The sequence below is a fragment of the Aciduricibacillus chroicocephali genome (genome assembly GCF_030762805.1).
GTDB lineage: Bacteria > Bacillota > Bacilli > Bacillales > Amphibacillaceae > Aciduricibacillus > Aciduricibacillus chroicocephali.
Genome location: NZ_CP129113.1, coordinates 1351984 through 1370944, shown reverse-complemented (window position 1 = coordinate 1370944; position 18961 = coordinate 1351984). Strand labels below are relative to the sequence as shown.

The window sequence follows — 18961 nt, the reverse complement described above, 5'->3', positions numbered from 1 at the left end:
CTCAGTAAGAAGAAATAATGCGCTTCATATGTTACTATTCAAGGATGAAGTGTACGATGAAAGGTGCTGTAGCTGGAATGAATGTTCTTGATCAGGCGTTACATTATATAAATGAAGATAAAATTGAGCAAGCCGTTGAATTACTGGATGAACATGTTGCGAAAGCTGCTCCGGAAGATGCTTTTGAAATGGCTGAACTCTATAGACAGCTTGGCTATTACGAGAAAGCTGTTCCGGTTCTTGAGGAGCTTATCGCCTCATTTCCTGAAGAAAGTGAACTATCGGCAATGCTTGCGGATATATATATAGAACTTGGTGAAGACGAAAAAGCTTTGCAACTCATCGGAGAAGGTACAATTGATCCAGAGGACCCTCAATATTTGGAAATAGCCTTGCAACAAGCGGATCTTTATCAGGCACAGGGGCTTTTTGAAGTGGCAGAACAGAAGCTGCTCCAGGCGAAACAGCATGCCCCGAATGAAATTGTTATTGATTTTGCACTAGGTGAATTGCTGTTTTCAATAGGTGATTACGGACGTGCAGCGCATTTTTATGAGCAGGTTCAGGAAGAAATGAAAGAAATTGCGGGTGTATCCGTAAGTGAAAGGCTTGCGGAATGCATGGCTCTTCTTGGCAAAGAAGAACGAGCGCTTGATTTATATAAGGAGAATGCATCTGAAGAACCTGAGCATTTGTTCAAATACGGTTTCACTGCATTCCAGGCAGATCGGATGGACATCGCTATTAAAGCATGGGAAGAATTAATTGAGAAGGATCCTGATTACCTCTCTGTATATAGTTGGCTGGCAAGAGCATACGAGAATGAAAATCTGCTTGAGGAAGCATTAGAAACAGCAAATAAAGGACTAGCTAAAGATTCCTTTAATAAAGAACTCTATTTTGAAGCTGGTACATTTGCATGTCAACTCGGGTCTTTTAAAAAGGGTGAAGGATTAATACGAGAAGCAGTAGCGCTTGATCCTGATTATAAGGAAGCAGTCGTATATCTTGCTCGAATGCTTGAGGAACAAGAAAGGCATGAAGAAACTATAGAACTCATCGACTCTATTTCAGACATCGGTGCTGAAGATGCGCTTTATAATTGGATTGCTGCTAAAGCATACGCAGAAATGGAAAATTATAAACAAGCATTAAAGCAATATCGTGAAGCATATATATCTTTACAAGAAGATAGTGATTTTCTGAAGGAATTCGGGTATTTTCTAGTTGAGGAAGGACTTATGGCTGACGCAGCAGAAGTTCTTGGCAAGTATATGGCTCTTGAACCGCTGGATGCCGACACGGCAGGTTATCTTGCGCGCATCAATGGTACAGGAGATGGTCAATTCCTTAGTTGATTTCCGTTTTAAAGGAGGACGAATGGGAGTTGGAGAGTTCGGTGACAATTCAAGATAAAAAGAGTTTTATTAGCTGGTTTCTTGGTGAATTCCGGTTGAAGAAGCGTGAAAGCACATGGATTTTAAAATATCTGCTTAATCATCAGGAAATACTTGAGAATGTTCATTTTGTCCATGATGCCAATCTCTGTCCACGTGGTATTGTAATGAGCAGCCAATGTACAGAAGACAAACCGTTCTGTTTCTATAAAAATCATTTAGAGACAGTCGATGCTGAGAAAACATTCCATGATATCCGTTTGAACAAGCATGAGTCTTTATATATTCAGCTGAACTTCAAAAATGCTCGGCAGAATGCTTTGTACGCAGCTGTATTAGAGGAAAACCCATTTAAAGATGAGCTGATTCCAGAAGAAGACAGCAAAATAGCCGAAGGAATTCTCGAACATACTTTGCGCGAATATGAGAAGAATGAATGTTTGAAAATGATAGATGACGCGCTCGACAGACATGATAAAGAGGCTTTCCGTATTTGGGCAGATCGGCTTGAAAAACTGAACATCAACAACTGAAGCAGCCCCAGCCATGTGCTTAGGGTTGCTTTTTCATTTGCTTTTCCATAAGCTTGATGGTGAATTAAATGGCATCTTATGCCAAGTAAGGAGGGACAACAATGAAGTGGGTAAGACAAGATGCAAAACGTTACCTAGAAGCAAAGGAGTTTATCGATACGGCTGTAATTCCATTAATTCCGCTTGATATTTCGCATGAAGACGGAATTTCTAAAACAGCTCTCTATCAGGAAACGACTCAGATTTTCACAAGTGAACTGGAAAAGGAGTTAGCAGGAAGGGTTATGCTTTTTCCAGCCTATGTTTATTTGCCGAACGAAGAAACTGATTCCGTTCGCTTGCAAAGATGGGTGGACAGCGCCCAGGAGAATGGGTTTAAGCATGTCTTTCTAACGACATTCGATTCGTCATGGAGGAAGCATGCAAAGAACATGAGTGGTGAGCTAGTCTGGCTCCCTTGTCCGACTGAAATGGATATGGAAACAGAGGAATTCGGGCAATCAGCAAAGGGGCTCGCGAGAGAAGTAATAAGGCTGATGAGAGAGGTATGGAATTAATTTCCAGTTAATTGTAATCGCTATCAATTTGGGGTGGATAGTTATTGACCGAATAAACAGATTAAGCTATCATTAAATTGTCCTAGTAGTTAAAATGTTTCTAATTTGCCCATCATTTAGCAGAAAGAGGGGGGAAGAAGATGAGCGAAGAAAGGCAAAGAGTGTCCCGACGTCAATTCCTCAACTACACTTTGACAGGTGTCGGCGGCTTTATGGCGGCAGGGATGATTGTTCCTATGTTGCGTATGGCTGTTGATCCGGTGCTGAAGGCGACTGATTCCGGAGGGTTCACAAACGTTAAATTGGCTGTAGATGATATTACAACCACACCGAAGCGCGTTGACTGGACAATCGATCAGGTAGATGCCTGGTATGAATCGGAAGTTAGCAAGTCGGCTTGGGTATTCAAGGATGATAAGGGTAAAATCGTTGCCCTTTCACCGATCTGTAAACACCTTGGCTGTGTCGTTACTTGGGAAGGTGATGACAAATTTAAAAATGAGTTTTATTGTCCTTGTCATGGCGGAAGATATTACAAAGATGGAACGAATGTTCCACATACGCCGCCTAATGCTCCACTGGATTACTACGAGCAGAAAGTCAAAGACGGTATGCTGTACCTTGGCAATACAATAGAAAGATAGGGGGAGAGAGTATGCTCCAGAAGATGTACGACTGGATCGATGAACGAGTCGATGTCGCGCCGATCTGGCGGGATATTGCCGATCATGAAGTACCCGAGCATGTAAACCCAGCGCATCATTTTTCCGCTTTCGTGTACTGTTTTGGAGGACTTACATTTTTTGTAGTTGTCATCCAGATTCTTTCTGGCATGTTTCTAATGATGTATTATGTGCCAGACATTGAAAACGCCTGGAAATCAGTCTATTACTTGCAGTCACAAGTAGCTCATGGACAGATTGTAAGGGGAATGCACCATTGGGGTGCAAGCGTTGTCATTGTCATGCTTCTATTACATACGATGCGAGTGTTTTTCCAGGGTGCCTACAAAAAGCCTAGAGAACTCAACTGGATTGTAGGAGTGCTTTTGTTCTTTATTATGCTGGGACTTGGTTTTACGGGCTATCTATTGCCGTGGGACAACAAGGCATTTTTTGCAACTCAAGTTGGACTTGACATAGCTGGACAGGTGCCTCTAATCGGAGGATATTTGAAAACATTGCTAGCCGGTGATCCAAACATCATTGGTGCTGCAACACTTACTCGTTTCTTTGCAATTCATGTTTTCTTCCTGCCTGCAGGTCTATTTGCACTTATGGCAGTCCATTTTATCCTGATTCGCAAACAAGGTATTTCCGGGCCGCTTTAAGATTGCGGCAATCATGTAGAGAAGGAGGCTAACAAGATGAAAAAGGGAAAAGGAATGAAATTCGTTGGCGATTCCCGTATCAAGGCGGACAGCGAACCGTTTATCCCGAAAGACTATTCCGAGTATCCGGGAAGAACAGAAGCGTTCTGGCCAAACTTCCTCTTAAAAGAATGGCTCGTCGGTGCAGTTTTCCTTGTAGGTTTTCTCTGCTTGACCATTGCGCACCCTTCACCGCTTGAAGGACTTGCCGACCCGACATCATCGACTTATATTCCACTTCCGGACTGGTATTTCCTATTCTTGTATCAGTTATTAAAATATAACTATGCGAGTGGTCCATTTGTTCTATTCGGCATTCTAATTTTACCTGGTCTTGCTTTTGGCGGTTTACTGCTGGCACCATTCCTTGACAAAGGACCTGGACGCCGTCCACCACAGCGTCCGATTGCAGTCGCTATGATGATTCTTGCTCTGGCGGCATGCAGCTGGCTTACTTATGAGTCTGTTGCTCATGTTGACTGGGAAGCACGTGCTGAGGCGAATAAACCAATTCCTCCAGGGGAGAAGGTCGAAATCAATACGGATGATCCGGGATATGAAGTATTTAAAAACAGTTGTGCTTCTTGTCACGGAGCCGAGCTTGAAGGCGGTGGAGCAGCTCCAAGCCTGATTGGTATTGAGCAAACTCCTGAAGAAATTGCGGATATTGCGAAAAATGGTATTGGCAGTATGCCTCCAGGCGTATTTAAAGGTTCAGATCAAGAACTGAAACAGCTAGTTGATTTCATCGCTTCTGTAAATGGAGAAGCAAAATAACTCTCGAGCATCTTTGCCTGTTTGGCAAGGATGCTTTTCATTTTCCTGAAAGCAGGTCCTTTATTATGAATTTACTGAAAGATTTTTTATTTCATCGTACTGTTATATGGCTGCTTTTCTGGGTCAATCTTGCTGGAACTTTTTATGGTTTTTGGTGGTATCGATATCAACTGGCAGAAACGCCCCTTATTTTTCAGCTCTTTGTCCCGGACAGTCCAACCGCGAGTTTATTCATTACTTTAGTTTTACTCGCTTTTTTATATGGGCGAAGCATTCCGTATATCGAAGCATTAGCTGTCGTATCTTTATTTAAATACGGTGTTTGGGCTGTTGTCATGAACATGCTTATGCTCATTCAACAGGGAAGTCTCGGATGGCAAGGTTATATGTTAATGATTTCTCATGGCGCTATGGCTGTCGAAGCTGTTTTATTTGCAGCATTTTATACATACCGGCTAAAACATCTTGTTGTAGGGGCTATTTGGGTACTGCATAATGACATCATTGACTATGTATTTGGCATGATGCCCATTTATGGATCACTTATGATTCATATAAATGAAATCGGTTATTTCACATTCTGGCTAAGTACATTATCCATTGCAGTCGGCTGGAAGCTATGCCGCAAACGTGAAAAATTGGACGCCATATCTTAGTGATAACGAAGCCATGTACCACATACATTGTTATATAAGATGTATGTGAGGTGATCTCTTGGGCAAGCTGATAAAAAAACACCGCTGGTCGATCATTTTGGCAATCCTGGGGATTTCGGCAATCGTAATATTTAATTTTTCCTCGAATGAGGGGAAGGATGTTCAAGAAACTTCCTACATGCCAGCAAGAACCTTTGAAATGATGCCGTTATTATGGATTACTGGTATAGTCGGCGGTTGTATCGCAATAACATTAACTTATGTCAGTTGGAAGAAGTTCAGGGCACAGCGAAGAAAAAAAGCAGATTAATAGATTGACTACGTATCAATTTTTGACTAAAATTGACCTATAACGTACTAATGGAGGAATGGAAATGGGAAGCATTGGTGGATATCTAGTATATTTCGCCGCCCTTATGATCATCCCACTTTGGGCTCAATCCAAAGTCAAAAATGCGTACAGAAAGTATTCGCAAGTCGCAAACTCTTCAGATTTGACAGGAGCTCAAGTAGCGAGAAAGATTCTTGATGATAATGGTCTGTATGACGTTGCAATTGAAGAAGTACAAGGACAGCTGTCCGATCACTATGATCCGCGCAGCAAGGTAGTCAGATTGTCTACTGACAACTATCACGGAGCGTCAATGGCTGCATCTGCCATTGCCGCACATGAGGTCGGACATGCTATTCAGGATGCACAGGATTATGCATTCTTGCGTTTCAGGCATGCCCTAGTACCGGTTGCGAATCTTGGTTCCAATTTCGCTTATTTGTTGATATTTGCCGGTTTGATCTTACAACTGACTCAGCTTGCTCTTGTTGGTATCGTTTTCATGGGCGCTGCTGTCTTGTTCCAACTCGTAACATTGCCAGTTGAATTTGATGCATCTAACCGTGCCATGGCACAACTTGTTTCAACAGGGATCATCCGCAATAGCGAAGAAAGAGAAACGAAGAAAGTTCTGAATGCAGCAGCATTAACGTATGTTGCAGCAGCACTTGTCGCAGTACTTGAACTTGTCCGTTTCGTTCTGATGTTCCTCGGCAGCAATGACGACTAATATAAAAAGACGACTTTACTTTAAGAGTAAAGTCGTCTTTTTTTGTTCAATTGTGCATTGGATTTTTGTTTTCGTCCAAAGTAAATCCTTCACCAATTACTTCATGGACCGAAGTGACGGCGACAAAGGCATGAGGGTCGAATTTGTTAACGACCTGTTTTAACCGGATTATTTCATTTTTTCCGACTACACAGTAGAGGACGTCACGGCGTTGCCCTGTATAACTTCCAGTCGCATGGAAAAGGGTAACGCCCCGATCCATATCCTTCATGATTCTATCAGCGAGCGCTTTCGGATTTGAAGTAATAATGGTAGCTCCCCGGGCAGAATAGGAGCCTTCTTGAATAAAGTCAATGACGCGGGCTGCGATATAAACAGCAACAAGCGTGTACATACCTTTGACAAGATCAAGGGCTGTAAAAACAGATAATGTAATAATAAAAAAGTCAAAGATGAACATTGTTTTACCCATGCTGAAACCAAAAAACTTATGAACAATGCGAGCGATGATGTCGACTCCCCCCGTTGTTCCACCATAACGGAAAATGATACCGAGTCCCACACCGATGAAAACACCAGCAAAAAGTGCTGCCAAAATCATATCGGATTGCATGTATGTGTGAAACGGGCGAATTTGGAACAACTTAAGGAAAATTGATACAGCGAACGTACCGATGAGTGTATAGAGAAATGTTTGACGTCCGAGTATTTTCCATCCGATAAAGAACACAGGAATGTTAAGAATGATATTTGTTATGGCAGGGTCCCAACCCCAAAGGAAATACATAAGCAGCGTAATCCCGGTAAATCCGCCTTCGCTCAAATTATTCTGCATATTGAAGTGAACCAGTCCAAAAGCAAAAATGGCAGCTCCAAGCAAGATAAAGACTGTGTTTTTGAGTCTGATTCCTAGCACCAATTAATCCGCCTCCAGTTATCTAGATGTAACAGCTAACAATTATAGACAATTTTCACTCTTGCGACAATGTTGACGGATAAAAAGTTTGTCAAATTCTCCCCTTTTCGATAACATAATAAGGGACTGAAACGAATATAAGAAGCAACTCCATTAAATATATTGGCGATTGCACAAGTAATTCATGCAGCAAAAGGGCAATTTGCTCTGTATATATTTTTATTAATAGTGATGATACTAGGGGGAAGAGATATGTCAATCAAAGTAATAATCGCGGGACCAAGAGGAAAAATGGGACGAGAAGCCATTCAAATGATCGAAAGTACCGAGCATTTTCAGCTTGTTGCTTACCTAGACCGAAAAAATAAAGGCAGAACGAATGAATCAGCAATTCCGGTGTATGAAGATCCAGACAAGTGTTTTGCAGAGGTTCAAGCAGATGTACTTGTAGATTTAACAACTCCGGAGGTTGGGTTCAGTCATACAGAATCCGCTCTAAAACATGGTATACGCCCAGTAGTCGGTACTTCAGGATTCAAACCAGAAGAAATTGATGAACTGAAGAAGCTTGCGGATGAGAAGAAAATTGGCTGTATTATTGCGCCGAACTTCGCCGTTGGAGCTGTTTTGCTTATGCAATTCGCAAAGATGGCTGCTAAATATTTCCCAGATGTTGAAATCATCGAGAAACACCATGATCAGAAGCTTGATGCTCCGTCTGGAACTGCAATGAAAACTCTTGAACTTATCAAGGAAAACCGTACTGCGAAAGCTCAAGGCCATCCGAACGAGATAGAAACACTTGCTGGAGCGAGAGGCGGAGAATCTGAAGGAATTCGTATCCACAGTGTCCGTCTTCCTGGACTTGTTGCACATGAAGAAGTACTATTCGGCGGTAATGGACAACTCCTAACAATTAAACACGATTCAATGAACCGTCAATCATTCATGGAGGGCATCAAGATGTCAATTGATGAAGTGATGAAGCTTGATCATCTTGTGTACGGACTTGAGAACCTGCTTGAATTGAACAACTAGAAAATAAGCAAAAAGCTGCAAAGGGGCGGTGCTTTAAATGAATATTGCACTTATTGCACATGACAAGAAAAAAGAATCTATCATCAATTTCGCGATTGCATACAAACATGTGCTCGATAAACATCATTTGTTTGCAACCGGGACAACTGGAAGAATGATCAGTGAAGCGACTGGTCTTGATATTCATTGCTACCAGTCCGGACCGCTTGGCGGAGACCAGCAAATTGGCGCAATGATAGCAAGCAATGAACTTGATATGGTCATCTTCTTCAGGGACCCGCTAACAGCGCAGCCCCACGAACCTGATGTCAGTGCGCTGATGCGCCTTTCCGATGTTCACATGATTCCGCTCGCAACCAATCTGGCAGCAGCGGAAATCCTTCTTTCAGGAGTGGAACGAGGCAATTTCAAATGGCGAGAAATTGTTAAGGAACAGAAAAGGAAGGACATGGGTCTATGAAGAAAATCGGCATTACATGTTATCCGACAGTTGGCGGTTCCGGTATTATCGCAACCGAGCTGGGCATGCTGCTTGCTGAAGCAGGACATGAAATCCACTTCATTACGTCAAGCATGCCTTTTCGGCTAAACCATGTTCATCCAGCCATTTTCTATCATGAAGTGGAAATGAGTCATTATCCAGTTTTCCAGTACCCACCTTATGACCTTGCACTCGCGTCCAAGATGGCGGAAGTGATTGACCAGGAGAAACTTGATGTACTGCATGTTCATTATGCTATGCCGCATGCAGTCAGTGCCATTTTGGCTAAAAACATAGCAGAACATTCGGTGAAAATTGTCACGACATTGCACGGTACCGATATTACTGTTCTTGGCATCGATCAGATTTTTAAGAAGATGATCAAATATGCCATTGAACAGTCAGACGTCGTAACTGCCGTTTCCGATAGTCTTGCAAGTCAAACAAGCGATATGCTTGGTACTGACAAAGAAATTAAGACAGTGTACAATTTTGTGAACGAAAAAGAATACCATCCAAAAGAATTACCTGATATGAAAGAGAAATATGGAATTGAACCTCATGAAAAGGTCGTCATTCATGTTTCTAATTTCCGTCAGGTCAAGCGCATTCCGGACATTATCCATACTTTTGCAAAAGTTGCAGAACGGCTGCCGGCTAAGCTTTTAATGGTGGGGGATGGTCCCGAATATTCGGATGCACTGCGACTTGTAGAAGACCTTAACCTACAGGATAAAACTCTTTTCCTCGGCAAACAGAAAAATGTCAGTGAGCTCCTATCTATGGCAGACTTGCATTTGCTCATGTCGGAAAAAGAGAGCTTTGGTCTTGTCCTGCTTGAAGCAATGGCTTGCAAAGTGCCATGTATCGGCACAAATGTCGGTGGCATCCCTGAGGTAATTCGACATGGAGAAACAGGATATATTGTTGAAGTTGGGGACACGGAAAAGGCGGCTGATTATGCAATCAAGATGCTGGATGATCCAGAGCTTCACAGCAAATTGCAAGAATCTGGATATGAAGACGTAATTACCCGCTTCCATTCATCAGAGATTGTGAAGCAATATGAGTCACTGTACGATGGGTGTTAAAAAAGGAGTGGGCATAATGCTAAATGGGCTTTTTTTGCCTGCTTTGCCGATTTTGGAAAAACTCGAAGAACATGGATTCGAAGCCTTTTTTGTCGGTGGATGTGTCCGAGATTACCAGCTTGGGCGGCCTCTTCACGATATTGATATTGCAACTTCAGCGACACCGGAAGAGGTATGCAATATTTTTGAGAAGGTCATTCCGGTAGGGATTGAGCATGGTACGGTGATTGTGCGTCATGATGGAGAGTCTTATGAGGTGACTACATTCAGAACAGAAAGTGGTTATTCGGATAAGCGCCATCCTGATTCTGTTCAGTTTGTTCGACAAATCGATGAAGATTTGAAACGTCGGGATTTTACAATCAATGCTTTGGCAATGGACAAAAACGGCAAACTGATCGACTTGTTCAGCGGTCGCAAAGACCTTGAAAAACGTCTCATTCGCACAGTTGGAGCGGGCGAGGAGCGCTTCAGGGAAGATGCACTGCGTATTTTGCGTGCACTCAGATTTTCAAGCCAGCTTGGCTTTGCAATAGAACCTGATACGCTTAAAGCAATGGAAATTCTGAAAGAAGACATTGTTTACCTTGCCGTGGAACGGATGGCTGCTGAAATGGAGAAATGGGCGGCAGGTGAACATGTTGATTTCAGTTTTGATTACCTTCTATCCCTTGGAATAGAAGAGCAGCTACCGATTTTCAAAAATAATAGTACCCTTCTTTCACGTTTTAATAGGCCGCTTCATGCTTTCCCTGCCTTTTCCTGTCTGATTGCATACTGTCATATATTGCAGCCTGAAATTCCAATCAACGACTGGACAACAGCATGGAAGTCTTCCAACAAGGTTAGGCGGGAAGCGTTAGCACTTGTTGAGGCTTGGAAGCAATATGAACAGAATGGCGTTGATCGCTGGCTCGTATACAGACTTGATGAAGCTCTTGATGAGTCTTTCAGAGCTTTGATTAGGAACCTCGAACAAGAAGAACCTATTGCTGCAAGTGATTTTGCTTCTAAGCGAGCTCTTTTGCCAATCCGATCAAAAAACGAGCTCGTTCTCAAAGGTGAAGATATCGTTTCTATATATCCAAAGAGAGAGAAAGGCCGCTGGATTCATGAGCTAATACTCAAAATGGAACGTGCTGTGATTGAGGGTAAAGTAAATAATTCGAAAATAGATTTAAAGGAATGGATAAAATGGAATCCAACCGCAACCGATTAATTGCGCTTCTAGAAGAGAATAAGGACCAGTACATATCGGGCCAGAAACTTTCAGAGCAGCTGAACATTTCTCGAAGTGCAATATGGAAGCATATGAAAGAACTAGAGAAAGACGGTTATGAAATTGAAGGCAAGTCTCGTAAAGGATACCGAATCATTAGTTTTCCGGATAAATTGAGTGAGAACACTTTACAGTGGGGCCTTAAAACTAAGTGGCTTGGCAAGACAATCATTCATAGAGAATCCATTGATTCGACTCAGTTCCTTGCCCATCAGACTGCCCGTGATGGAGCGGCACATGGAACAGTTATCATAGCCGATGAGCAGACGAAAGGGAAAGGACGCATGAACCGGGAATGGCATTCAGCTCCCGGGAAAGGGATTTGGCTCAGTATGATTCTTCGCCCTCAACTGTTGCCATATCTTGCAGCCCAGCTTACTTTATTGGCAGCAACTGTTCTTGCTGATGTTGTGAATGAACATATTGGTGTACGTCCACAAATCAAATGGCCGAATGATATTCTGATTAATGGCAAGAAGACAGCAGGCATTTTAACCGAAATGCAAGCTGAGCAGGATCAAATCCAATATGTAGTTATTGGCATGGGGATTAATGTAAACCAGGCAGAAGTAGAATTGCCTGAAAACATCAGTTACAAGGCTACATCAATCCGTGCTGAAAGCGGCAAGGAATGGGATATAAAAGAGCTGATTCAGCAGATTCTTCAAACTTTTGAACATGCTTATGAATCGTATATCGAAAACGGCTTCCCAGAGGTAAAAGAAAAATGGGAAAGCTATGGTTTCAAGATTGGTGAAATGATTGACATCAAAACGATGCAGGATGAGTGGCGTTCTGAATTTCTTGGTATTGCTGAGGATGGAGCTTTGCTCGCGACAGATCGGGAAGGGCATGAGACTAAGCTGTATTCCGCAGAAATAAAGTGGTTTGAGGATGGTAATGAGAATGCTGAGGATAAATGATTTTCAGACGATGAAAAAGGAAGGAAAGCCGATTGCAATGGTAACCGCCTATGATTATCCATCCGCCAAAATGGCTGAAGCTGCAGATGTTGATATGATTCTTGTAGGTGATTCATTGGGCATGGTCGTTCTTGGTTATGAATCGACAGTACAAGTGACCTTGGATGATATGCTTCATCATGCAAAAGCTGTGAAGCGTGGTGCAAAGGATACTTATATTGTCGTTGATATGCCTTTCATGTCCTGTCATGCATCTCTTGAGTCGGCCGTGAACAATGCTGCTCGCCTTTTCAGGGAGTCTGGAGCCAATGCACTAAAAATAGAAGGCGGTACGGAGAATATTCTAGAATTGACTGAGCGGCTTACAAACGGCGGTATTCCTGTCATCATTCATTTGGGTCTCATGCCTCAATCAGTGAATGTTTACGGAGGCTATAAAGTGCAGGGGCGAAGTGAGGAAGCAGCTGCCCGTATTTTGCGTGAGGCATTGGAGGCTGAAAAGTCCGGTGCCGTTGGTCTTTTGCTGGAATGCATCCCAGAACCGCTTGCAAATGAGATTACCGGGAAAGTCAGCATCCCGACAATTGGTATTGGCTCAGGTAGAGGCTGTGACGGTCAAGTTCTTGTATACCATGATTTACTTAAATATGGAGTAGACCGGCTGGCAAAGTTTGCTAAAGGGTATGCTGACTTGAACAATATTGCTTCAGAAGCTATTGGAACTTATGTAGAGCAAGTGAAATCCGGCATGTTCCCAGATGATGAACATGTTTTTTTGAAATAGTGAAACGAAAAAGAAGGGGGTAATTATGGATATTCTAAGAACACCTGAGGCTTTGCGCAAAATTTTAGACGAGCATAAGCTTAATACAATCGGTTATGTTCCTACAATGGGTTACTTCCATGAGGGGCATCTATCGTTAATGGACCGTGCATCTGCTGAAAACGATATAGCAGTAGCGAGCATTTTTGTAAATCCGCTCCAGTTCGGACCTGGAGAAGATTTTGAAAAATATCCTCGAGATGAAGAAAGAGATGCGGCACTGGCTGAAAAAGCTGGCATTGATTATTTGTTCATCCCTTCAGTTCAATCGATGTATCCACATGAAATGCGGGTTTCTCTCTCGATGAATAAGCGGACGGATATTCTTTGCGGTGCTTCAAGACCAGGTCATTTTGACGGCGTAGTGACAGTTCTTGCTAAACTATTCAATATAGTGAGACCGGATCATGTATATATGGGATTAAAGGATGCTCAGCAATTCGCTGTAGTCCAGTCGTTCTGTGAAGATTTGAATTTCCCGCTTGAGCTGATTGGTGTTCCAACTGTTAGAGAAGCAGATGGACTGGCAAAGAGCAGCCGTAATGTTTTCCTGACAGAGAAAGAAAGAGAAGAGGCACCTGCCATATATAGAGCTTTGATAGCTGGAGAACAGCTTAGCAAAGATCCTTCTATTAATACAAAAGAAGTTACAGAGCAGGTAAAGCAATTGATTACAAAGAATACTTCGGGTACGATTGATTATGTCGAGTGCTTAAGCTATCCGGATCTTATTGCCAAAGAAGAACCTCGTGGTAAAATGATTCTAGCTACTGCTGTGAAATTTTCCGGTGCGCGATTAATTGATAATGTCATTTTTGATGTTTAAGTAACAACATGAAAGGGAGATTTCGCATGTATCGTACGATGATGAAGGCGAAGATTCACCGGGCACGTGTAACGGAAGCAGACTTGAACTATGTCGGAAGCATAACAATAGATTCTGCAATATTAGAACAAGTTGATATCCTGCCCCATGAAAAAGTTCAAGTTGTAAATAATAACAATGGTGCAAGATTAGAGACATATGTTATACCAGGAGAAGCAGGCTCTGGTATTATTTGTTTAAACGGAGCGGCTGCCAGACTGGTACAAAAAGGCGATACTGTCATTATCGTCACTTATGCTATGATAGAGGAAAGTGAATTGGCGAATCATCGTCCGAAAGTGGCAATAATGGATGAAAACAATAAGGTCATCGATCTCATTGATCAGGAACCGCCACTCACTTGCAGATAAACATTCTTTGCATGAAAGCTCTTATCTGTCTTTGATAAGAGCTTTTGTCGTTATACATATAAGTTGAACGGTCGGAGGTGATGCAATGTGGAGAAATATGTCGTTGTTGATTTAGAAACAACCGGACATTCCGGCAAGACGGATAAAATTATTGAAGCCGGGATTGTAACAATTGTTGATGGTCAGATCACTGACCAGTATTCTACCTTCCTGAACCCGGGAAAGCCAATTCCGAATTTTATTTCGTCATTAACAGGCATAAAAGATGAGGATGTAGCAAACGCACCTCCCTTTGAAGAGGTTGCAAAAGAAATAAAAGGGAAGTTTGATAAAGCCGTTCTCATCGCCCATAATGTCCCATTCGATCTTGGTTTTTTAAACGATGAGCTAGCAGCTTGCGGTTATGGAAAATTAACCTGTCCTGTAATTGATACGGTTGAAATGTCCCGAATCCTTTATCCTCAGGCGGACAGTTATAAATTATCCAATATAGCTGCATATTTGGATATTCATCATGATGCACCGCACAGAGCTCTTAGTGACGCCTATGTAACTGCACTCTTGTTTTTGAAGCTTCGCGAAAAGCTGATGGCACTCCCTGGGGAGACGGCTTCCGGCCTTCAAAAAATTGAAAAGAGACTAAAATCTAACCTGAGCTATCTGCTAGAAAAGCGAAAACAGGAGGCTTCGGCTGAGCCGGAACATGATTCTTCGATTGCAGTATATAATGGCATAGCTTATAAGAAGCCTGTCCAACCAATAAATACAGCTGAACAGTCAACAGGCGCTTTCGGGGGCTTTATTGATGATCTTTTCAGCGATACAGCAAAATTACATGAAGTATTCGGCATTTATGAGGATCGTCCGGGACAGAAGGAAATGGCTGAACTGATCTATGATGCTTTTGAGTCAAAGGAACATGCTATTATTGAGGCGGGCACAGGAATAGGAAAAACATTCGGTTATCTAATCCCCGCTGCATACGAAGCAATGAAGCGTAATGAGCAAATTGTTATTAGCACGCATACGACCCAGCTGCAAAATCAGCTCATGGAAAAAGATATTCCAATGCTCCGGAAGCTGCTGTTTTTTGAAGTAAGAGCAGCCATTTTGAAAGGGAAATATCATTATGTCAGCCTGCAGCGTTTGTCACAAGAACTGGAACGGGGAGTGGGCAACTATGATATTGCCCTTTCTAAAGCAATCCTACTCGTTTGGTTGACAGAGACGGAGACAGGCGATATTGACGAAATTCAGCTTCCTTCGAATGGTTATCATTTTTACAAGAAAATATGCGCAGAGGCAGAACAGGTTACTTATAGAGACAACTATTTCAGTCATTATAATTACGCGCGAAAAAAAGCAGAAGAAGCCCATCTCATATTGACGAATCATGCACTGCTCTGCACAGATCTCTTCTCTGATAATGCGCTTCTGCCTTCGTACTCCAGATGTATTATCGATGAAGCACACCAATTTGAGAGTGCGGCTGCACGCAGATTCGGGTTAAAGCTTGATTACGTTCAAATTCAGTACGCTTTAAACAATCTTGGGGAATGGGATGATTCTTTCTGGACAGATATGAGAATGTCCTCTCCGGAAATCGCGCTATCTATTAGTCCAGCAACATGGAACCGTGTATATCAAGATGCGCAACATGACCTTGATGCGTTATTTAGGCATATCTTTTCCTATGTTTCGTCAAGAGGCCGTGGTTATACAGATATCGGAAGAATGCAAAGTGCTTTCCCTGGAAAGGGACAACAGGACCGGAAATGGCTTGGTATTAAAGAGATGGCAGACCGACTTATTTTCCGCTTGAAAGAACTGAATAAGATGCTTGAGACCGCTCTTAAAAGCATATCAGATGCCGACAGCAACCCGGAGTTTATGCAGCTTTACAGTCAGCTTTCAGAATTTATTTCAGCTTTGAAGCTGTTGTTCTTCAAACAAGATGGACTAAATGTAAAATGGGCGGAGATAGAAGCAAAAGGGGCAAAGAATGCAGTTTACCTATATAGTGAACCAGCAACTGTGGCTGAACCGCTTGAAGAAATGTTCTTCAGTCGTAAAGAATGTGTTGTCCTTACAAGTGCGACACTGACGATGAATGGTTCTTTCAACTTCATACAAAAGCGGCTTGGTTTGCAGGAAGGCTCTTTCTTCTCCAAAGTAATCCCATCGCCATTCAGCTTCAAAGAGCAGATTCAAATGCTGATCCCTGAAGATTTCCCTGATGTCCGGAATGAAGAAGAAGAATTTATCTATTCTTTGTGCGAAGCAGTTCTTTCACTCGCTGAAATTACAGAGGGCAGAATGCTTATTTTGTTTACATCCTTTGAAATGCTGAAAAAATGTCACGCATTGCTTCGTGATATACTAGAGGATGAGGATTATACACTTATCGCCCAAGGGATTACGAGTGGGAGCAGGGTGAGGCTCACAAAGAATTTCCAATCATATGAAAAGGCCATATTGCTAGGTACCAGCTCTTTCTGGGAAGGAATCGATATTCCAGGAGCCGACCTGTCTGCTCTTGTCATAGCCCGTCTTCCTTTTCAGCCGCCGAATCATCCTTTATATGAAGCAAGAGCTAGGAGATTGGAATCAGAGGGGAGAAATCCTTTTTATGAACTATCGCTTCCCCATGCAGTACTGCGTTTCAGACAAGGATTTGGCCGATTGATCAGATCCAACCATGATCGGGGCTTCGTATTAATTTGTGATACACGCATTATAAAATCCTCTTACGGAAAGTATTTTTTGAATTCTGTTCCTAAAGTACCAATTGTAACGGGATCGACTGGTGAACTTATAGAAAAAGCAAGAGGCTGGTTCTGATTTTGCCGCAGCATCATTTCTTCTTTATTTTTTTTTGGCAATCCATTAAAATATAATACATGATGATGTTTATAGTCGACATTGTCATTAAGCTGCGGCCGTCTTTACGGCCATTTTTGATAGACCCGTCACTTTTATACTTAGACGGTTATGAAATTTTAAATGAGGCAGTTGAGAAAATGAGCAGGAGCAGGTACCACATGAGAAGAAATAGTCTCACTTGGGGCAAACTGATTGTTTTTGCAATTGCTGTTCTCCTGGTTGCTACGTGTATTGCGGCAGCACTCATATACAATCAGGTGTTGAATGACAAAACAAAAGGTTTTGCTGCAGCGGAAAAGACTGCAATCAGAAAGGCTGGATTGTCTGAAGTCATCCAAGTGGACCGATTCGATAGCAAGAAGTCTTATTATATCGTCCAGGGCAAGGATAAAAAGGGTAAAGGCAAGTTTGTCTTTATACCGATGGCGAAAAAAGAAAAGCCTGCTATAATTGATGATAAAGACATTTATGCTGAAGGAAAGGTTAAGGAGATTTGGCGTGAGAGCTGTTCTTCTTGTACTTTTGTAAAAACCTCAGCAGCAATGATCGCCAATGAACCCTTATGGGAGATTACATATAAAGATGGCTCCGGCCACTATGGGTTTGCCTACTTCTCCATGAAGGACGGCACTGCTACAGAACAATTTCGGCTTTCCAATACAATCCGTTGATGCCGAAGTTATTTTTTTACCTAGAACATTCAGAAAGTTGGTTTAATATTATGAATCTAGCAAACCGGGTCCAAACTTTGACACCTTCAAAAACACTTGCAATTACTGCAAAGGCGAAAGAATTGAAAAAACAGGGACACGATGTCATTGGTCTCGGTGCAGGTGAACCTGATTTCAATACACCACAATATATTATTGAAGCAGCAATTAAAGCGATGAACGAAGGGTATACAAAATATACACCGGCTGGCGGTATTATTGAACTGAGAGAAGAAATTGCAAGAAAGTTCAAGAACGACAACAATCTTGATTACAAACCTGAAGAAATCATTGTAACATCTGGAGCGAAGCATGCACTGTACAATCTGTTTCAAGTATTGCTGAATGATGGTGATGAAGTTATACTTCCATCACCATATTGGGTAAGCTATCCTGAACAGATTAAACTTGCTGGTGGCGTGCCAGTCATTGTCGATGCACTGGAAGAGAATGATTTTAAAGTTACAACAGATCAGCTTGAGAAGGTCATAACAGACCGAACAAAGGCTGTAATCATTAATTCACCGAGCAATCCTACAGGAGTTGTTTATTCAAAAGATGAGCTTCAAGCGATTGGCGAGGTTTGTCTGAAACATGACCTTCTGATCATTTCCGATGAAATTTATGAAAAACTGATTTATTCTGATGAACCGCATATTTCCATAGCTCAACTTTCTCCTGAATTGAAGGAAAACACAGTCGTATTCAATGGTGTATCCAAGTCTTATTCCATGACAGGCTGGCGTATTGGCTATGCAGCGGGTCCTGCTTATATTATAAAGGCAATGACAAATCTTGCTTCTCATTCAACTTCTAATCCGACTTCGATTTCACAATATGCTGCTCTTGCCGCCTATGCGGAAGAAAATCAGCCAATTGCTGAAATGCAAGAAGTATTCAAAGATCGTCTGAACAAGCTATATGATTGGATTACTGCTATTCCAGGAATTAGCTGTGTTAAGCCACAGGGCGCTTTCTATATTTTCCCGAATGTTGCCGAGGCAGCGAAGATGAATGGATTTAAAAATGTTGATGAATGGGTAGAAGCCCTTCTCGAAGAAGAAAAAGTTGCTCTAGTACCTGGGTCCAGCTTTGGAGCACCGGACAATGTTAGACTTTCTTACGCGACTTCACTTGATTTGCTTGAAGAAGCAGCTAAGAGAATTCATCGTTTTGTTACCAACCACCAATAATAAATTCGAATCCCTTGCGATTTTTTGCAGGGGATTTT

The 18961-nt window shown here is 42.2% G+C and carries 21 protein-coding genes; 20 read left to right on the top strand and 1 reads right to left on the bottom strand.

Annotated elements, in window-relative coordinates:
• The first annotated feature begins 56 nt into the window (after window positions 1-56).
• The 9 genes from QR721_RS07145 (at window position 57) to QR721_RS07105 (ending at window position 6350) form a co-directional block, all read left to right on the top strand.
• Window positions 57-1358 carry a tetratricopeptide repeat protein gene (locus QR721_RS07145; RefSeq protein WP_348025501.1) on the top strand — a complete coding sequence of 434 codons (1302 nt, stop codon included), beginning with the start codon at window positions 57-59 and terminating at the stop codon, window positions 1356-1358.
• 29 nt (window positions 1359-1387) lie between these two features.
• The gene (locus tag QR721_RS07140) at window positions 1388-1930 is read left to right on the top strand and encodes a ReoY family proteolytic degradation factor (protein ID WP_348025500.1); all 543 of its coding nucleotides are present in this window, start codon (window positions 1388-1390) and stop codon (window positions 1928-1930) included.
• Window positions 1931-2031: 101 nt separating this feature from the next.
• A complete protein-coding gene (locus QR721_RS07135; protein ID WP_348025499.1) occupies window positions 2032-2487 on the top strand; it encodes a DUF2487 family protein in 456 nt (151 codons plus the stop codon).
• Between the two features lie 140 nt (window positions 2488-2627).
• The gene (locus tag QR721_RS07130) at window positions 2628-3131 is read left to right on the top strand and encodes a QcrA and Rieske domain-containing protein (protein ID WP_348025498.1); all 504 of its coding nucleotides are present in this window, start codon (window positions 2628-2630) and stop codon (window positions 3129-3131) included.
• A gap of 11 nt (window positions 3132-3142) precedes the next feature.
• A complete protein-coding gene (gene qcrB, locus QR721_RS07125) occupies window positions 3143-3817 on the top strand; it encodes a menaquinol-cytochrome c reductase cytochrome b subunit (RefSeq protein WP_348025497.1) in 675 nt (224 codons plus the stop codon).
• A gap of 36 nt (window positions 3818-3853) precedes the next feature.
• Window positions 3854-4633, top strand: coding sequence for a menaquinol-cytochrome c reductase cytochrome b/c subunit (locus QR721_RS07120; RefSeq protein ID WP_348025496.1), 780 nt, complete (start codon window positions 3854-3856; stop codon window positions 4631-4633).
• 65 nt (window positions 4634-4698) lie between these two features.
• On the top strand, window positions 4699-5289 hold the full coding sequence (gene lhaT / locus QR721_RS07115; RefSeq protein WP_348025495.1) for a lipoprotein heptaprenylglyceryl N-acetyltransferase LhaT: 591 nt from the start codon (window positions 4699-4701) through the stop codon (window positions 5287-5289).
• Window positions 5290-5347: 58 nt separating this feature from the next.
• Window positions 5348-5599 (top strand): sporulation protein YpjB, encoded by a 252-nt coding sequence (locus QR721_RS07110; protein ID WP_348025494.1) that lies wholly within the window; start codon window positions 5348-5350, stop codon window positions 5597-5599.
• Window positions 5600-5663: 64 nt separating this feature from the next.
• Complete coding sequence (locus tag QR721_RS07105; protein ID WP_348029747.1) at window positions 5664-6350, top strand: zinc metallopeptidase; 687 nt, start codon at window positions 5664-5666, stop codon at window positions 6348-6350.
• A gap of 46 nt (window positions 6351-6396) precedes the next feature.
• Here the strand turns inward: QR721_RS07105 and QR721_RS07100 are convergent, their stop codons facing one another.
• A complete protein-coding gene (locus QR721_RS07100; RefSeq protein ID WP_348029746.1) occupies window positions 6397-7269 on the bottom strand; it encodes a YitT family protein in 873 nt (290 codons plus the stop codon).
• A gap of 249 nt (window positions 7270-7518) precedes the next feature.
• Here QR721_RS07100 and dapB point away from each other — a divergent pair, with 249 nt between their 5' ends.
• From dapB to QR721_RS07045, 11 genes are all read left to right on the top strand, one after another.
• The gene (gene dapB / locus QR721_RS07095) at window positions 7519-8304 is read left to right on the top strand and encodes a 4-hydroxy-tetrahydrodipicolinate reductase (RefSeq protein WP_348029745.1); all 786 of its coding nucleotides are present in this window, start codon (window positions 7519-7521) and stop codon (window positions 8302-8304) included.
• 37 nt (window positions 8305-8341) lie between these two features.
• Window positions 8342-8764, top strand: a complete 423-nt coding sequence (locus QR721_RS07090) for a methylglyoxal synthase (RefSeq protein ID WP_348029744.1) — start codon at window positions 8342-8344, stop codon at window positions 8762-8764.
• On the top strand, window positions 8761-9876 hold the full coding sequence (bshA, locus tag QR721_RS07085; protein ID WP_348029743.1) for an N-acetyl-alpha-D-glucosaminyl L-malate synthase BshA: 1116 nt from the start codon (window positions 8761-8763) through the stop codon (window positions 9874-9876). Before QR721_RS07090 ends, bshA begins: the two co-directional genes overlap by 4 nt.
• A 16-nt stretch (window positions 9877-9892) precedes the next feature.
• Window positions 9893-11095, top strand: coding sequence for a CCA tRNA nucleotidyltransferase (locus QR721_RS07080; RefSeq protein ID WP_348029742.1), 1203 nt, complete (start codon window positions 9893-9895; stop codon window positions 11093-11095).
• Complete coding sequence (locus tag QR721_RS07075; RefSeq protein WP_348029741.1) at window positions 11071-12078, top strand: biotin--[acetyl-CoA-carboxylase] ligase; 1008 nt, start codon at window positions 11071-11073, stop codon at window positions 12076-12078. The genes QR721_RS07080 and QR721_RS07075 overlap by 25 nt, the downstream gene beginning before the upstream one ends.
• Window positions 12062-12862 carry a 3-methyl-2-oxobutanoate hydroxymethyltransferase gene (gene panB / locus QR721_RS07070; protein ID WP_348029740.1) on the top strand — a complete coding sequence of 267 codons (801 nt, stop codon included), beginning with the start codon at window positions 12062-12064 and terminating at the stop codon, window positions 12860-12862. Before QR721_RS07075 ends, panB begins: the two co-directional genes overlap by 17 nt.
• Window positions 12863-12887: 25 nt before the next feature.
• Window positions 12888-13727 (top strand): pantoate--beta-alanine ligase, encoded by an 840-nt coding sequence (gene panC / locus QR721_RS07065; protein WP_348029739.1) that lies wholly within the window; start codon window positions 12888-12890, stop codon window positions 13725-13727.
• A gap of 26 nt (window positions 13728-13753) precedes the next feature.
• A complete protein-coding gene (gene panD, locus QR721_RS07060; RefSeq protein WP_348029738.1) occupies window positions 13754-14137 on the top strand; it encodes an aspartate 1-decarboxylase in 384 nt (127 codons plus the stop codon).
• A gap of 87 nt (window positions 14138-14224) precedes the next feature.
• The gene (dinG, locus tag QR721_RS07055) at window positions 14225-16978 is read left to right on the top strand and encodes an ATP-dependent DNA helicase DinG (protein ID WP_348029737.1); all 2754 of its coding nucleotides are present in this window, start codon (window positions 14225-14227) and stop codon (window positions 16976-16978) included.
• A 200-nt stretch (window positions 16979-17178) separates the two neighbouring features.
• Window positions 17179-17691: a cell wall elongation regulator TseB-like domain-containing protein gene (locus QR721_RS07050; RefSeq protein ID WP_348029736.1), complete on the top strand. Its 513-nt coding sequence runs from the start codon at window positions 17179-17181 to the stop codon at window positions 17689-17691.
• 50 nt (window positions 17692-17741) lie between these two features.
• Window positions 17742-18923, top strand: coding sequence for a pyridoxal phosphate-dependent aminotransferase (locus QR721_RS07045; protein WP_348029735.1), 1182 nt, complete (start codon window positions 17742-17744; stop codon window positions 18921-18923).
• Window positions 18924-18961 lie beyond the last annotated feature (38 nt).

Excerpts from the sequence above, each read along its gene's own strand:
- QR721_RS07145 (WP_348025501.1), top strand. The coding sequence starts at position 57 with ATGAAAGGTGCTGTAGCTGGAATGAATGTTCTTGATCAGGCGTTACAT.
- QR721_RS07135 (WP_348025499.1), top strand. The coding sequence starts at position 2,032 with ATGAAGTGGGTAAGACAAGATGCAAAACGTTACCTAGAAGCAAAGGAG.
- QR721_RS07130 (WP_348025498.1), top strand. The coding sequence starts at position 2,628 with ATGAGCGAAGAAAGGCAAAGAGTGTCCCGACGTCAATTCCTCAACTAC.
- qcrB (WP_348025497.1), top strand. The coding sequence starts at position 3,143 with ATGCTCCAGAAGATGTACGACTGGATCGATGAACGAGTCGATGTCGCG.
- QR721_RS07120 (WP_348025496.1), top strand. The coding sequence starts at position 3,854 with ATGAAAAAGGGAAAAGGAATGAAATTCGTTGGCGATTCCCGTATCAAG.
- lhaT (WP_348025495.1), top strand. The coding sequence starts at position 4,699 with ATGAATTTACTGAAAGATTTTTTATTTCATCGTACTGTTATATGGCTG.
- QR721_RS07105 (WP_348029747.1), top strand. The coding sequence starts at position 5,664 with ATGGGAAGCATTGGTGGATATCTAGTATATTTCGCCGCCCTTATGATC.
- dapB (WP_348029745.1), top strand. The coding sequence starts at position 7,519 with ATGTCAATCAAAGTAATAATCGCGGGACCAAGAGGAAAAATGGGACGA.
- QR721_RS07090 (WP_348029744.1), top strand. The coding sequence starts at position 8,342 with ATGAATATTGCACTTATTGCACATGACAAGAAAAAAGAATCTATCATC.
- bshA (WP_348029743.1), top strand. The coding sequence starts at position 8,761 with ATGAAGAAAATCGGCATTACATGTTATCCGACAGTTGGCGGTTCCGGT.
- QR721_RS07080 (WP_348029742.1), top strand. The coding sequence starts at position 9,893 with ATGCTAAATGGGCTTTTTTTGCCTGCTTTGCCGATTTTGGAAAAACTC.
- QR721_RS07075 (WP_348029741.1), top strand. The coding sequence starts at position 11,071 with ATGGAATCCAACCGCAACCGATTAATTGCGCTTCTAGAAGAGAATAAG.
- panB (WP_348029740.1), top strand. The coding sequence starts at position 12,062 with ATGCTGAGGATAAATGATTTTCAGACGATGAAAAAGGAAGGAAAGCCG.
- panC (WP_348029739.1), top strand. The coding sequence starts at position 12,888 with ATGGATATTCTAAGAACACCTGAGGCTTTGCGCAAAATTTTAGACGAG.
- panD (WP_348029738.1), top strand. The coding sequence starts at position 13,754 with ATGTATCGTACGATGATGAAGGCGAAGATTCACCGGGCACGTGTAACG.
- QR721_RS07050 (WP_348029736.1), top strand. The coding sequence starts at position 17,179 with ATGAGAAGAAATAGTCTCACTTGGGGCAAACTGATTGTTTTTGCAATT.
- QR721_RS07045 (WP_348029735.1), top strand. The coding sequence starts at position 17,742 with ATGAATCTAGCAAACCGGGTCCAAACTTTGACACCTTCAAAAACACTT.